General features: G+C 70.5%; 9 protein-coding genes. 4 read left to right on the forward strand and 5 right to left on the reverse strand.

Features of this window, described 5'->3' with window-relative positions; translation table 11 throughout:
- The first annotated feature begins 498 nt into the window (after nucleotides 1–498).
- Both V6U86_RS29065 and V6U86_RS29070 read left to right on the forward strand, forming a co-directional pair.
- Nucleotides 499–1,938 carry a hypothetical protein gene (locus tag V6U86_RS29065; protein WP_334508812.1) on the forward strand — a complete coding sequence of 480 codons (1,440 nt, stop codon included), beginning with the start codon at nucleotides 499–501 and terminating at the stop codon, nucleotides 1,936–1,938.
- A 383-nt stretch (nucleotides 1,939–2,321) separates the two neighbouring features.
- Entirely contained in the window at nucleotides 2,322–3,731 is a 1,410-nt protein-coding gene (locus V6U86_RS29070) for a right-handed parallel beta-helix repeat-containing protein (RefSeq protein ID WP_334508814.1), read from the forward strand.
- Between the two features lie 163 nt (nucleotides 3,732–3,894).
- Here the strand turns inward: V6U86_RS29070 and pulA are convergent, their stop codons facing one another.
- The 5 genes from pulA to V6U86_RS29095 form a co-directional block, all read right to left on the reverse strand.
- Nucleotides 3,895–9,420 carry a pullulanase-type alpha-1,6-glucosidase gene (gene pulA, locus V6U86_RS29075; RefSeq protein WP_334508816.1) on the reverse strand — a complete coding sequence of 1,842 codons (5,526 nt, stop codon included), beginning with the start codon at nucleotides 9,418–9,420 and terminating at the stop codon, nucleotides 3,895–3,897.
- 109 nt (nucleotides 9,421–9,529) lie between these two features.
- A complete protein-coding gene (locus V6U86_RS29080) occupies nucleotides 9,530–10,234 on the reverse strand; it encodes a cellulose binding domain-containing protein (protein ID WP_334508818.1) in 705 nt (234 codons plus the stop codon).
- A 109-nt stretch (nucleotides 10,235–10,343) separates the two neighbouring features.
- On the reverse strand, nucleotides 10,344–11,024 hold the full coding sequence (locus tag V6U86_RS29085; protein WP_334508820.1) for a hypothetical protein: 681 nt from the start codon (nucleotides 11,022–11,024) through the stop codon (nucleotides 10,344–10,346).
- A 96-nt stretch (nucleotides 11,025–11,120) separates the two neighbouring features.
- Nucleotides 11,121–11,510: a hypothetical protein gene (locus V6U86_RS29090; RefSeq protein WP_334508822.1), complete on the reverse strand. Its 390-nt coding sequence runs from the start codon at nucleotides 11,508–11,510 to the stop codon at nucleotides 11,121–11,123.
- Between the two features lie 37 nt (nucleotides 11,511–11,547).
- On the reverse strand, nucleotides 11,548–12,333 hold the full coding sequence (locus tag V6U86_RS29095; protein ID WP_334508823.1) for a hypothetical protein: 786 nt from the start codon (nucleotides 12,331–12,333) through the stop codon (nucleotides 11,548–11,550).
- Nucleotides 12,334–12,352: 19 nt separating this feature from the next.
- On the opposite strand from V6U86_RS29095, the gene V6U86_RS29100 reads away from it, so the two are divergent.
- Together V6U86_RS29100 and V6U86_RS29105 are read left to right on the forward strand one after the other, a co-directional pair.
- A complete protein-coding gene (locus V6U86_RS29100; RefSeq protein WP_334508824.1) occupies nucleotides 12,353–12,541 on the forward strand; it encodes a hypothetical protein in 189 nt (62 codons plus the stop codon).
- A gap of 136 nt (nucleotides 12,542–12,677) precedes the next feature.
- The gene (locus V6U86_RS29105; RefSeq protein ID WP_334508825.1) at nucleotides 12,678–12,896 is read left to right on the forward strand and encodes a hypothetical protein; all 219 of its coding nucleotides are present in this window, start codon (nucleotides 12,678–12,680) and stop codon (nucleotides 12,894–12,896) included.
- The last annotated feature ends 638 nt before the right edge of the window (nucleotides 12,897–13,534 follow it).

Raw genomic sequence — 13,534 nt, forward strand, 5'->3', positions numbered from 1 at the left:
CACCGCGACCCCGACTCACCTCACCGCAAGACCCCCTCGGTGCCGCGTCGAAGCATTCGGACCCAGCCCTCTACGGCCCGCACCCGCCGGCACCACCCCTCCGCCAGACCCTTCCGGCCCAGGCTCACCGCGCCATCAGGCCTGTCCCAGCACTCGCCGGCCCGCGTCCACCCGACCCAGCCATCCCGACTTACATCCCGACGCTCAGATAGCGCGCTATCAGCCAGCCGAGTGGATCACGTGGGGCGCTGCGACCCGGGGTGAACCAGCCACGCCGCCTGTTGGCGTTTGTGCTGGTAGAGCCCTTCTTCTGTCGACCCGACGCGGTTGACCACCTGTGTCCGCTCTACGCCCAATGCGTGGATATTTCAGATCAGTCTGCATTGCGAAGATGGTTCTCATACGGTGGGTATCAGTTGGCTACAAGCCATTTGTAGCTGGTCGTGGCGCCTCGGGCGGTGCGATCCCGTCTGCAGCAGGAGAGGGCGGAAGGCTCTGATGTCCAACGACGTAACGAGTACCGACGGTGGGGCCGCACCGGCCCCACCGAGAACAGGGCGGCGGAAACTCTGGGTCGCCGCCGGTGTTGCCGGGTTGACCGGCATGGTCGGCTTGGCGGCCCTGGGTGGCATCGCAGCCCGGGACGACAAGTCCGGCGGCGCTGATCGACTGACTGACGCCCAGGCGTCAATGCCGAAGCAGAACGTCAGCGACGCCGGCAAGGCCAACGAGGGCGCCGAGGGCACGGACGAGGACGAGTGGTCCGGCGGCGACTGGAGCGGTCAGGGCTGGGATGAGCGCAAGGATGAGCGTGGCAAGGATGGTCGGGTGCGGGAGGTGCCGTGTGACCCGAACCGGTTGATCGCGGCGATCACCCTGGCCAACGCCGAGCAGGGCGCGACGCTGAAGCTCGCCGCCGGCTGCACCTACAGCCTCACCACCACAGCAGGTGGGCTCGGCCTGCCGCCGATCACCCAGCAGATCACCATCAAGGGCGAGAAGTCCACGATCGTCCGGGCGGCCGCCGCCGCCCCGTTCGGCATCTTCAGCGTCGCCAGCGGCGGCGACCTGCGACTGGAGGGCGTCACCGTCAAGGGCGGCCAAGCCGCCGCCGGCGGCGCCATCAACGTCGCCGCTGGTGGCACCGCCCGCCTCAAGGAAACCCACCTGGTCAACAACAACGCCGGCATCGGCGGCGCGATCAACAACGCCGGCACCACCGAGCTGGAGAAGAGCACCGTCGAGCGCAACATCGCCACGGCAGCCGGCGGTGGTATCAACAACACCGGCCTGCTCAAGCTCAAGGAATCCCGCTTCGACAGCAACAGCGCGGGCGCCGCCGGCGGTGCGATCAACAACTTCATCGGCACCGTCCAGGGCTACAAGGTCGAATTCAAGAACAACCGCGCCATCGGCGGCGGCGGCGCCATCGCCACCACCGGCGGCATCATCGACCTGCACGACAGCCAGGTCACCGGCAACAACGCAGTCGGGACCGGCGGCGGCATCCTCACCACGCTCGCAGCCCGCACCAACCTGCGCAACGTCACCGTGGCCAACAACGCCGCCGTCGGCGGCGGAGGCGGCCTGACCAACACCACCGGCAGCACCACCACCGTCGAGGACAGCAAGATCGTCGGCAACACCAGTGACGGCCTCGGCGGCGGCGGCATCCTCAACATCATCGGCGGCACCGTGACCCTGCGCAACACCGAGGTCAACGGCAACCAATCCACCAACGGCGGCGGCATCCTCAACACCGCGACCCTCCGCCTCACCACCACAAAGATCACCAACAACACCGCCCTCGTCCCCGCACCCGGCGGCGCAGGCGGCATCCTCAACACCGGCGCGGTCACCACCGACCCACACACCGTGATCGTCGGCAACCGACCCACCAACTGCGTCGGCAACCCCGTCCCCAACTGCTTCGGCTGAAACACATAGATGAACAGGGGCTCCTCCCCGATCGGGGAGGAGCCCCTGTTCGGCGGGCGTGCTCGACCGTCAGGGTTCCGGCGCCGAAGTTCCGCAGCCCGTCGACCGACCGCCACCCAGTCCGACGAAGCGCCCTATCGGCCTCTTGAGCCCGTTGCGATACGGCCGCGCGTTCCGTGTCCGGCTGACCACACCCAGGCCTCTCGGTCCCGGACAGGACCACGCAGGGCATCCCTGCACCGAATGTGGGGTTTCTTCGGATAACGCCCCATAGTGAAGATGTTTCTCATACGGTGTTCTTTAGGAGCTACAACCGATTTGTAGCGAAGTACGCCTCGCCGTGGCGGAGCGGACTTTCATACGAGGAGAGGGCAGAAACTCCGATGTCCAACTACCTTCGGAAGAACGATGGCGAGGGCACCGCTAAGCGCAAGCGCCAGCGCAAGGTGTGGCTCGCTTCCGGCGTGGCCGGTCTGACCGGCATGGTCAGCCTCGCGGGGGTCGGCGTCGCCACCTCCGCCGGGGCCGCCGGCCTTACTCACCTGAAGTGGTCGTCGGCCGAGCAGGTCACGAAGGACGACGCCCGCGGCGACCAGTACGAGCCGGAGCACGGCTGGGATGAGCGCAAGGACGAGCGGGGCAAGGACGAGCGGGGCAAGGACGAGCGGGGCAAGGACGAGCGGGTGCGGGAGGTGCCGTGTGACCCGAACCGGTTGATCGCGGCGATCACCCTGGCCAACGCCGAGCAGGGCGCGACGCTGAAGCTCGCCGCCGGCTGCACCTACAGCCTCACCACCACAGCAGGTGGGCTCGGCCTGCCGCCGATCACCCAGCAGATCACCATCAAGGGCGAGAAGTCCACGATCGTCCGGGCGGCCGCCGCCGCCCCGTTCGGCATCTTCAGCGTCGCCAGCGGCGGCGACCTGCGACTGGAGGGCGTCACCGTCAAGGGCGGCCAAGCCGCCGCCGGCGGCGCCATCAACGTCGCCGCTGGTGGCACCGCCCGCCTCAAGGAAACCCACCTGGTCAACAACAACGCCGGCATCGGCGGCGCGATCAACAACGCCGGCACCACCGAGCTGGAGAAGAGCACCGTCGAGCGCAACATCGCCACGGCAGCCGGCGGTGGTATCAACAACACCGGCCTGCTCAAGCTCAAGGAATCCCGCTTCGACAGCAACAGCGCGGGCGCCGCCGGCGGTGCGATCAACAACTTCATCGGCACCGTCCAGGGCTACAAGGTCGAATTCAAGAACAACCGCGCCATCGGCGGCGGCGGCGCCATCGCCACCACCGGCGGCATCATCGACCTGCACGACAGCCAGGTCACCGGCAACAACGCAGTCGGGACCGGCGGCGGCATCCTCACCACGCTCGCAGCCCGCACCAACCTGCGCAACGTCACCGTGGCCAACAACGCCGCCGTCGGCGGCGGAGGCGGCCTGACCAACACCACCGGCAGCACCACCACCGTCGAGGACAGCAAGATCGTCGGCAACACCAGTGACGGCCTCGGCGGCGGCGGCATCCTCAACATCATCGGCGGCACCGTGACCCTGCGCAACACCGAGGTCAACGGCAACCAATCCACCAACGGCGGCGGCATCCTCAACACCGCGACCCTCCGCCTCACCACCACAAAGATCACCAACAACACCGCCCTCGTCCCCGCACCCGGCGGCGCAGGCGGCATCCTCAACACCGGCGCGGTCACCACCGACCCACACACCGTGATCGTCGGCAACCGACCCACCAACTGCACCGGCAACCCCGTCCCCAACTGCTTCGGCTGACGGGACCACCACCGGCTCAGGGAGTAGGGAACATAGAGGGAGCGACAAGCGGCCCCGTCGGGAACGGTCGAAGGACCGGATCCGGCGGGGCCGCCGCATACCCACCGCCGGCCCGCTGGGCACCGGCCCCCTTCCGCGAGACGCGGAAGGGGGCCGGTCCAGCTCACTTCTGGACGAAGACCGCCACACTGCGCGCCGGTACGGTGAACGTGCCGGCCGCCCGGTCGAACGAGGCGGTACGCAGCACCGGGTCGGCCGAGTCGACCAGCACCGGGTGCAGTGCCACGTCCGCTCCGCGCAGCCCGGTCACCGTCTGGGTGGCCGCCGACGGGGTGCCGTTGAAGACGACAGTCAACGACTTCCACGGCCCGCCCAGCCCGCGGGCGTCCAGGGTCATGGTCAGCACACCCGGTGTCTCCTGCGCACCGGAGAGCGGGAACGCGACGCGCTGCTGCACCTGTTCGGCGGTGGCCAGCCCGAACACCGGCGACGATGCCCGGATGCGCAGCAACTCGGCGTACCGGGCGTCGGTGGTGCTGATCGCCGCGCAGTCCGGCACCAGGCCCGGGTCGGCCAGCAACGGCTTCGCGTACGACCACTTGTCCTCGTTGTCGGGCGCGGGCGGCAGACCGACGCCGAACCCGTTGCCACGTTCGCAGCCCCAGCGGATCTGGTTGAACCAGTCGCCGGAGTTGTACGAGTTGCGGTCCAGCGACTTCGACCGCAGCCGCTCGGTGCCGGCGGTGACGAACCCGGTGCCCTGTCCCAGCACCACCGTGCCCAGCGCCAGCACCTGCATCCGGTAGCGGTCCGCGGCCGTGGTGGCCTGCGGCAGTTTGTACGCCAACGCGTCGTACAGGATCTCGTTGTCATGGGCGTCGGCGTAGGTGACGGCCTCCCCCGGCGCGGCCGTGTAGCCGGCCGGGGAGCCGTTGTAGTCCACCTGCGCCCCGGTGACCTGCCGCCCGGCGGTGTCGGTGAACCGGTAGCCGCGCAGGTTGCCGGTGAGCCCCACCTTGAGCAGGTCGTGGGCGTGCAGCAGCCGGGTCTTCTGTTCGGCCGGTGATCCGTTGACGGGGTCGCCGTTCGGGTCGGTGTAGAGCCCCGAGGCGAAACCCTGCACCCGGGGGTTGGCGTCGAACGGTCCGCCGCCGCGCACCGCGTCGCGCAGCCGGTCGTTGAAGGTGCCGATGCCGGTGCCGGCCATGTTGGCCTGGGTGGCCTGGACGAAACGGGCGTCGTCAGCGACCTCGCCGAAGTTCCAGCCCTCGCCGTAGAGCAGGATCGAGCGGCCGTCCACGCCGTCGCGGGCGACGGTCAACCGGTCCAGTGCCGCCCGGACGGCGAGGATGTTCGCCTTCGGGTGGTGACCCATCAGGTCGAAGCGGAAGCCGTCCACCTTGTACTGTCGGGCCCAGGTGACCAGCGAGTCGACCACCAGCTTGCCCATCATGGCGTGTTCGGGAGCGGTGTTGGCGCAGCAGGTGGAGTTGGCCACCGTGCCGTCTTCCAGCAGCCGGTGGTAATAGCCGGGCACGATCTGGTCGAGCACCGACTTCGGGTCGGCGCCGGCCGCCGACGTGTGGTTGTAGACAACGTCCATGACCACTCGCAGCCCGGCGTCGTTCACCCCGGCGACCATCCGCCGGAACTCGGTGGTCCGCGCCGCGCCGACCGGGTCGACGGCGTAGCCGCCCTCCGGCACGGTGTAGTGCAGCGGGTCGTACCCCCAGTTGTAGCCGTCGGTTTCCGCGACCGCCGCCACGCATTTCTGCTGCTCGGCCGAGTCTGGCGGGAGCGCCGCCAGGTCGCAGGCCGGCTGGCGCTGGTCGGCCCGCTTCTCCGGGATGGTCGCGAAGTCGAACGCCGGCAGCAGGTGCAGGTGGGTGACTCCGGCGTCGCCGAGCGCCCGCAGGTGGGTCATGCCGGCGCTCTTCGGCTGGGCGAACGCGAGGAACGTCCCTCGCCGCTCGGTCGGCACGGTTTCGTCGGCGATGGAGAAGTCCCGCACGGACAGCTCGCTGATCTGCGCCTTCGCGGCCGGCACCGGTGCCGGTTTGCGCAGCGTGCGCCACCCGGGAGGGGCCAGCGCCGGGTCGTTCAGGTCGACGAGTTGGCTGTGGGTGGAGTCCGCGGCGAGGGCCACCGAGTACGGGTCGGTCACCGACGCGATGATCATCTGCTGCGCCGCCGGCTGCCAGGCCCGCACCTCGTACCGGTAGAACTTGCCGGTCCAGGTGTGGTCGCCGCGCACCGACCAGACACCGGTGCGGTCGTCGCGGCGCATCGGCACCGTCTTCGGCGCGCTGGTGGGCGAATCGAACAGGTGCAGGCTCACGCTCCGGGCGGTCGGCGCCCACAGCGCGAGGCTCGGCGTCCGGCCCGCGAAGGTGGGCCCGAGGGTGGCGTCGGCCGCCCGGGAGTACACGTCGTCGAGCACGCCGGGGATCTGCACGCCGGTCGCGGCGAGCAGCGCTCCCTCGGCGTCGCGCTCGGTGACCAGCAACTGCCCCCGCAGCGCCGCCGGGACCTTGGCCAGGTCCGCCCGGTCCAGGGCGAAGCTACGGTACGACCACAGGTGCGGGAACCTGTCGCGTTGGGCCTCGGTGAGCCCGTTGCGCTGCGCTCGCAGCGGCAAGCTGGTGTACGTGCCGGTCAGCTCGCCGTCGACCACGCTGACCCCGCCGGTGGGCGCGGCGATCAGCGCGTACGTCTTGCCGTCGGTCGGGGTCGTCTGCCACGCCACTGTGGACCGGTCGATCCAGTGCGCCTTCTGCTTGCTGGTGTCGGTGTCCCCGCCGGTGGTGCTGGCCGTCGACGGCAGCAGGCGGCCCGGTGTGGCGGCGATCAGCCAGACCTCCCGGCCGGTGCTGGCGAAGTCGAGCCGCTGGTCATCGGGCAGATCCTTGGTGTCGCCCTGGTGGATGATGTAGTTCAGGCCGGTGGCGCCGGCCGCCAGCGGCACCCGGAACACCGCCCCGAACGCGTCGACGGCGCTCGGCCGCAGCGGGGCGGACCACTCGGTCGGGTTGGCCGCGCCGTCCCACAGGTGCAGGCCCCAGCCGTCGTAGTTGCCGTCGGCCCGCCGGTAGTGCAGCACGGCGGTGCCCTCCTCGACCGGCGGGTCCTCCTCACCAGTGCCCGCCTGCCTGCTCGGGTAGATCGCCGGGTCGCCCTGCTTGAGCCAGATCTCGCCGGTCCGGGTGACGTCGATGCTGCGGTCATGGGCGACGTCCTTCGTACCAGCCTTGTCGACGACCAGGAAGTTCACCGACGTCGCGCCCGGCTTGAGTTTCACCCAGGCGAACCGGCCGTAGGAGTCCTCCCCGGCGAACGGCTGCCCCTTGGGCCACTCGGTGACGTACGCCGGGTCGATGTCCCCCCAGGCGTACAGCCCCCAGTCGTCGTACCCGCCGGCGGGGCGCTGGTAGTGCACCACCGCCCACTCCCGGGAGTTGCCCTGCGTCGGGGTGCCGACGACCGCTGCGGACCGGGCGGTGGCGGTACGGCCCCGACCGTCGCGGACCACCGCCTTGTACTCGACCTGGACCCCGCCGGCCAGGCCGGTCAGGTCGTGCTGCACGGTGTACGGGGCGTGGTCGGCGCTGCCCAGCAGCGTCCACCGGCCGCCGGCCACCCGGGCCGCGACGGTGACGGTGGAGAGCGGGTCGCCGGTGACCCGGGCGGTGACCGCAGCCCGGGTGGCGACGGGCGCGCCCGGAATCGGGTTGGTGATGGTGATGGTCGGCTTGTCGGCCACCGGTGCGATGGGGCTGCCGGCCCGGTACACCACTGCCGACAGCGGCGGCACGGTCAGGGTCAGTTCACCGTCACCGTCGGCCCGCGCTCCGGCGCAGCACGCGCCGCCGGCCGGCGTGGTGCCGGCGCCGCCGTAGATGCCGGTGAAGGTGGCGCCGGCCGACCAGGTGTCCACGGTGACAGTCTGCGCGGTGTCGGCGTTGTTCACGGCCACCACGTACTCGATCCGGTCGGCCGGGGCGATCCGGGAGGCGGCGAAGACGCCGGGCCCGTCGGCCGCGTACCGGGTGATCTGCACACCGTCGCGCAGCGCCGGGTGCGCCTGGCGCAGCCGGCCCAGGTCGGCGATCGTCCGGTACAGCGGGTGGGTCGGGTCGAACTGGTCGCTGGCGTGGGTACGGTCGGTGCCGAGCAGGTCGTCGTCGAGGTGGTCGGGGACCTTCGACGCGAACATGTCCTGGCGGGCGTCCTTGTCCCCGCCCGGACCGGTGAAGCCCTGTTCGTCGCCGGAGTAGACCACCGGCTGGCCACGGGTCAGGAACATCAACTGGTGGGCGAGCTGGTCGCGACGCAGGTGGCTGGCCGGGTCGGTGCCGCCACCGGCGATGAACGAGCCGATCCGGCCCATGTCGTGGTTGCCGAGGAAGGTGGTCAACCGGCCCGCGTCGGTGTTCCGGGCGGCGTAGAGGTCGTCGCGGGCGTACACGTCGGCGAGGGCCTTCGCCGAGCCGGCGCCGGCGGTGAAGCCGCGCGCGGCCTCCTGGAAGGCGAAGTCGAGGGTGGCCGGCAGGCCACCCTGCCGGACGTAGCTGGAGCTGATCTCCGGGTCGGCGCTGTACACCTCGCCGAACATGAAGAAGTCCTTCTTGCCGGCCTTCTCGGCGGCCCGCTCGATGCCCTGGCTGAACTGCGGCCAGAAGTCCATGTTGACGTGCTTCACGGTGTCCAACCGGAACCCGTCGACGCCGGTAGCGCCGATCCAGTCCCCGTACGCCTTGGTCAGGCCCCGGACCACTTCGGGACGCTCGGTCCACAGGTCGTCGAGGCCGAAGAAGTCGCCGTACTCGCTGTTCTCTCCGGCGAAGGTGGAGTCACCCCGGTTGTGGTACATGGTGGCGTCGTTCAGCCAGGCCGGGACCTTGACGTTCGCGTCCTTCGGCTCGGCGAATGTCGGCGTGTACGGGAAGGACTCCTTGTTGACCGGTGGGAACGCGCGGCTGCCGTCGGCGTAGTTGCGGTCCTCGAACGCCCGGCCCTGCGCGTCGGTGTACGGCGAGGTCGCCTTGTCCACGTACGCGTACGTGTTCTCGGCGTACTTGATCACGTCGGCGGTGTGGTTGACGATCACATCGAGGTAGATCTTGATGCCGCGCTGGTGGGCGAGCTTGACCAGGCGCTTCATCTCCTCCATGGTGCCGAAGTGCGGGTCCACCTGGGTGAAGTCGGTGATCCAGTAGCCGTGGTAGCCGGCTGAGATGTCGTTGCCGGCACCCTGCACCGGCCGGTTCTTGAAGATCGGGGCGAGCCAGATGGCAGTGGTGCCCATCCCCTGGATGTAGTCCAGTTTGTCGATGACGCCCTTGAGGTCGCCGCCGTGGTAGAAGCCTTTGTCGGTGGGGTCCAGGCCGGTGCGCAGCCGGTCACCGGTGAGGCCACCCCGGTCGTTGCGGGGGTCTCCGTTGGCGAACCGGTCCGGCAGGACGAAGTAGAACTGCTCGGCGCGGCCGGCGTTGCCGCCGGCCTTCAGCAGCGCGTCGGCGCTGGGTTCGTCGCGCCACTGGGTCGCGCCGCCGACCGCAAGTGAGGCACGGTCGGACGGTTGAGGGCTCGCGGCGGCGGGCTGCACGGCGACCGGAGCGCCGGCGAGGGTGACGGTGAGCAGGGAGGTAAGGGCCAGCAGGGCGGTGCGCGGTATCGGCGGGGGTTTCATCGACGCCTTCCTCTGGTCGCTGATGGCCGCACGCTAACCCTTGCCGAAACAATCTGCAATACCTTGCAAACATGGTCGCAACAAAGCAGCATCCTTGCGAAACCGCCGCTCAGAACCCGTTGCAGCGCACCCCGTCCACGGTGCACTCCCGTGGTGTGCTGAACGTCCGCTCCATGTGGAACCGCAACGACACCGAGCCCCCGGGTGACACCTCGACCCCGCTGACGTACGTGAAGCCGTCGTCGCTCTGCCGGATCGTCCCCTGTGGGACCCCCTCCACCCAGGCGGTCACCAACCGTCCACCGGAGAACTCCAACCGCACCGTCCAACCGCGGCTCCGGGCGGACGTGTTCACCATCGACACCTCGCCGATGAAGCCACCGTCGAAGCTCTGCACCACCCGGTACCGTCCGGTCATCGCCGGCTGGCCCGGCGCCGCCCGGGTCGGCGGCGGCGTCGCCGTCGGTCTCCCGGTCGGACCGACCGTCGGACCGGCAGACGCATCGGCCGGATCGGCGGACGGTGAACCGGACCCGGCTGCGGCGCTCGGCGGAAGCCCGCTGGCACGCCCGGACACCCCCGGCAACACCGGCGCCGGAGACGGCACCGACGTGGGCACGCTCGGCGCCCCCACCACGGACGGCACCGGCAGCGCCGGCGGCTGCGCGCCGTCCGGCGCAGGGCTACGTCCCCGATACGCGCCCAGCGCCACGAAGAGCAGGACCACCATCACGACGACACCGGCGCCCACCACGATCCAGGGCGACGTTGCGATCGCGACCGGACCGTGCGGCGGGCGCGGAACACGGCGCATGCCGGACATGTACCTCCCTCAGCGGACCGTCCGCGCAGCGTAGCGATCGGCGGCCCGAGCGGGAAAGCCTTGGCCGCGCAACGGCTTCACACCACCGACCGGCTCCAGCTCAGCCGATCCGGCAGTCGACCCCGTTGATCGTGCACTTGAGCGGTCGCTGCGCCGACTCACCAAAGCCGACGCGCAGCCGCAGCGTCCGAGAGTTACCCGATTCCAGCGAACGGGTGCCGCGCAACACGAACTCCCCGTGCCCGCGCCCCCGCACCGAGACGCCCGAATCATCACCGACTCGCAGGGCCCACGTGTCGTCGTCGAACGTCAACTCCACCTGCCAGTCCACCGACCGACTCGACTTGTTGGCGATCGACAGCACCGCCGCGTCCCCGTCCCAGCCGTTCCCGCCGACCTGGTACCGGGCGTCGACCGTGTCGTCCGCCGGTGTCGTCGGCGCGATCACGACACCCGTCCGCCCCGGAGTGGGCGAGCCGGTCACCGTGGCCGGCGGCGACGGCGTCCGGCTGCTGCGCGACGGGCTCGGCGACGCCGAGCGCCGCTCCACCCCGACCGGGGTCGGCCCACCGGTGGCCGACGCGGCGGCCGGCACAGTCGGCAGGAACGCCGGGGGCGCGGACTGCGGCGCGACATCCCGCTCCCTGGTCCGGAACGACAACAGCGCCACCACCAGGAGCACCACCAGCGCACACACACCGAGCAGCACCACGATCCACGGCACCGACACCAAAACCCGCGCCGCCCGCGAATCTCCCGCACCGTCCGGCCGCACCGCCATCAGGTCTCCCCTCGTCCCACCGACGCGACAGCGTAGCCAGCGCCGCACGAACCGGAAACCGGGTGGGTACGGATCGGACCGACCGGCCCCGGTCGGTCAACCCGTCCGGACGACCGTGCAGATCCGCGGCTCGTCATCCAAGGTACGCAGCAGATAGCGGTACCGCTCCCCCGGCACCGCCTGCCCCCGACTGTCCAGGAACTCCCACTCCACCGCCACCATCGTCAGCAACGCGGACACCGGTTGCACGTCCTCGATGCGGGCGTGGGCCGCGACCAACTCCCGGTCCTGGTAGTCGGGCGCGGCGCCCACGAAGGACAGCGCCACCGCCGCCGCGGACGTGAACGAGAAGCTGTAGGTGTCGGCCACCACCATCCCCGGCAGGGCGTAGCAGCCAGCGATGGCCGGCAGATCGCCGGAGGTCAGCGCCACGCCGTACCGGTCGAAGAAGTCGGCCAACGTGTCAAGATCCGTGGAGGCGTTCACGCTCACAGCAATTGCCGGTCACCGCCCAGGTCAAACCTCAGCGCGGTGGCACCCGCACCTCGATCTCCGAACCCAACCGGGCGTCGGCGGCCAGACCAAGGTCGTCCCCACTCCAGAACCGCCCCGGGTCATACCAGTTCGGACGCCGGCCCGCCGGCAGCAACCCCATGGCCTCGTACGTCACCGCCACCACCTCGGCGCAGTACGCCGTCTCCAGCGCCCGGTCCCGTTCCCCAGCTGATCCGACCGGGTTGGCGGGGCTGCTGGAGCCCGCCGAGCCGGTCGCTTCGGCCGGGTTGGCGGGGGTCGGCCGAGGTGCCAGTGCTGGCCAGCCGGGTCGCGGCAACTCGGGCAGCCTGATCGAGCGCGCCAGCGCGGACAGCCGACCGGGGCGCGGCAGCGCCGGCACCCGACCGCGCGCCCAGCGCCACGCCAACTGCGCGGTAGACGGGAACGGTGTGCCGTCCAACCGCGCGATCGTCCGCAGCACCGCCCGTTCCATCTCCCCGTCGGCAGGTGGGTCGAGCTGCCGCAGCCAGGCCCGTTGGCCGTACCGGTTGGCCCAGACGCAGACCGCGTCCCGCAGGTCGTGCAGCTGGACGCCGCGCTGGTGGGTGCCCGACCACAGGTCGGGCAGCGACCTGCCCAACTCCGCGTGCCACATCAGCGGCGGCATGTCGTCCAACACCACAGCCATTCCGACGTGGTTCACCGGGCTGTTGGTGGTGATCTGGATCGCCCGGTCCGGCACGCTGCGACCCCGGAACACCCACACGTCACCGGTGCGGGTCAACTCGACGGCCTCGTCCAGGCTGATGCTCATGAGGGACTAGCCTAGGCCGATGCGGCAACGAATGCGGTGGTGGAAGGTTCTCGGGCTGGCCGGGCTCGCCGGCGTCGCGGCCTCCGGTGTGGTCATCGCGCGGGCCGAACGACGTCGGCGCGCGTACACCCCGGAGGAGATCCGGCAGCGGCTACTGGAGCGGCACGCCCAGGCCAGCGACGCCGCGAAGAGCGGCGACCCGTCCTGACCAACCGCCCCCTGTAGATCGTCGACGGGGCAACCGGGCCAGCTGATGATCGTTACGATGCGGGTATCACGATGCCCGTCGCGCAACGACCCTTCGTCCTGACCACCCCGGCTGCGCCGGTGGCTCCGGCACGGGCGTGCCACTGATGCTGACCCGGGCCGGCCAGGACATCCCACCGGTCCTGGCCGGCATCGACGCGTTCCTCCCCGCGGCGACCGCCCAGAGCTGGCCGATGCGGGTGATCGAGGTGCCGGACGCCCAGCACTCCTTCGACATCCTCAACCACGGCCCGCAGTCCGAGGCAGCCGTCCTGGCCGCCCGCGACGCCGTCCTGGACCTGCTCAACGCGGCCTAACCGCCCCGCCCCGCCCCCCGCACGCCCCGCCCCCCGGCCTCGACCGGCCTCGCCCGCCCCCTCCGACTGTCGCGATCTTGCACTTTCTGTTGCGGCATATGGGGCATCCCGCGCAATCCGACCACCGAAAGTGCATGATCGGCCGCACTGGCAGCGCAGTGGGGCCAGGGAACCGCGCAGTCCGGCGTGATCCACTCGCCTTTCATGAAGTCGCGCTATCCCGGGCAACCGTGACACGGCGTTTTCCGTGAACCCGAGTCGATCATGCCGTGGTGGCCGTGGTGGCCGTGGTGTCGGGTTCGCCGGCGGGTGATTTGTCGGGTTTGGGTGGGGGTGTCGGGTGGTCGGGGCCACCCCGGCGGCGGAATCGCCGGCCGGGTCGGGTCGTTATACCTGGCAGATCACCGCACCCCTTCGGGTCGGTGGCGGGCAGGCCCCGCCGGGAACACCCGACCGGCCGCCCCGGTTACATCCCCCGCAACGCCCGAGCAGGTCCCCTCGGATCGCCGACGTTGCCGTGAACTTCCCCGCACGGCCACGCACCCCCCTGTCGAGTGCCGTGCGGATCCCCCAACGCAGAGGAGCACGCCATCATGCGTACCGATCTGATCCGCAAGACCGCCCTGACCGCCGCCGGC

The organism is Micromonospora sp. CPCC 205558 (genome assembly GCF_036902955.1).
In the GTDB taxonomy this organism is placed as follows: Bacteria; Actinomycetota; Actinomycetes; order Mycobacteriales; family Micromonosporaceae; genus Micromonospora.

Coding starts and splice junctions, on each gene's coding strand:
- V6U86_RS29070 (WP_334508814.1), top strand. CDS start 2,322: ATGTCCAACTACCTTCGGAAGAACGATGGCGAGGGCACCGCTAAGCGC.
- pulA (WP_334508816.1), bottom strand. CDS start 9,420: ATGAAACCCCCGCCGATACCGCGCACCGCCCTGCTGGCCCTTACCTCC.
- V6U86_RS29080 (WP_334508818.1), bottom strand. CDS start 10,234: ATGCGCCGTGTTCCGCGCCCGCCGCACGGTCCGGTCGCGATCGCAACG.
- V6U86_RS29095 (WP_334508823.1), bottom strand. CDS start 12,333: ATGAGCATCAGCCTGGACGAGGCCGTCGAGTTGACCCGCACCGGTGAC.
- V6U86_RS29065 (WP_334508812.1), top strand. CDS start 499: ATGTCCAACGACGTAACGAGTACCGACGGTGGGGCCGCACCGGCCCCA.
- V6U86_RS29100 (WP_334508824.1), top strand. CDS start 12,353: ATGCGGCAACGAATGCGGTGGTGGAAGGTTCTCGGGCTGGCCGGGCTC.
- V6U86_RS29085 (WP_334508820.1), bottom strand. CDS start 11,024: ATGGCGGTGCGGCCGGACGGTGCGGGAGATTCGCGGGCGGCGCGGGTT.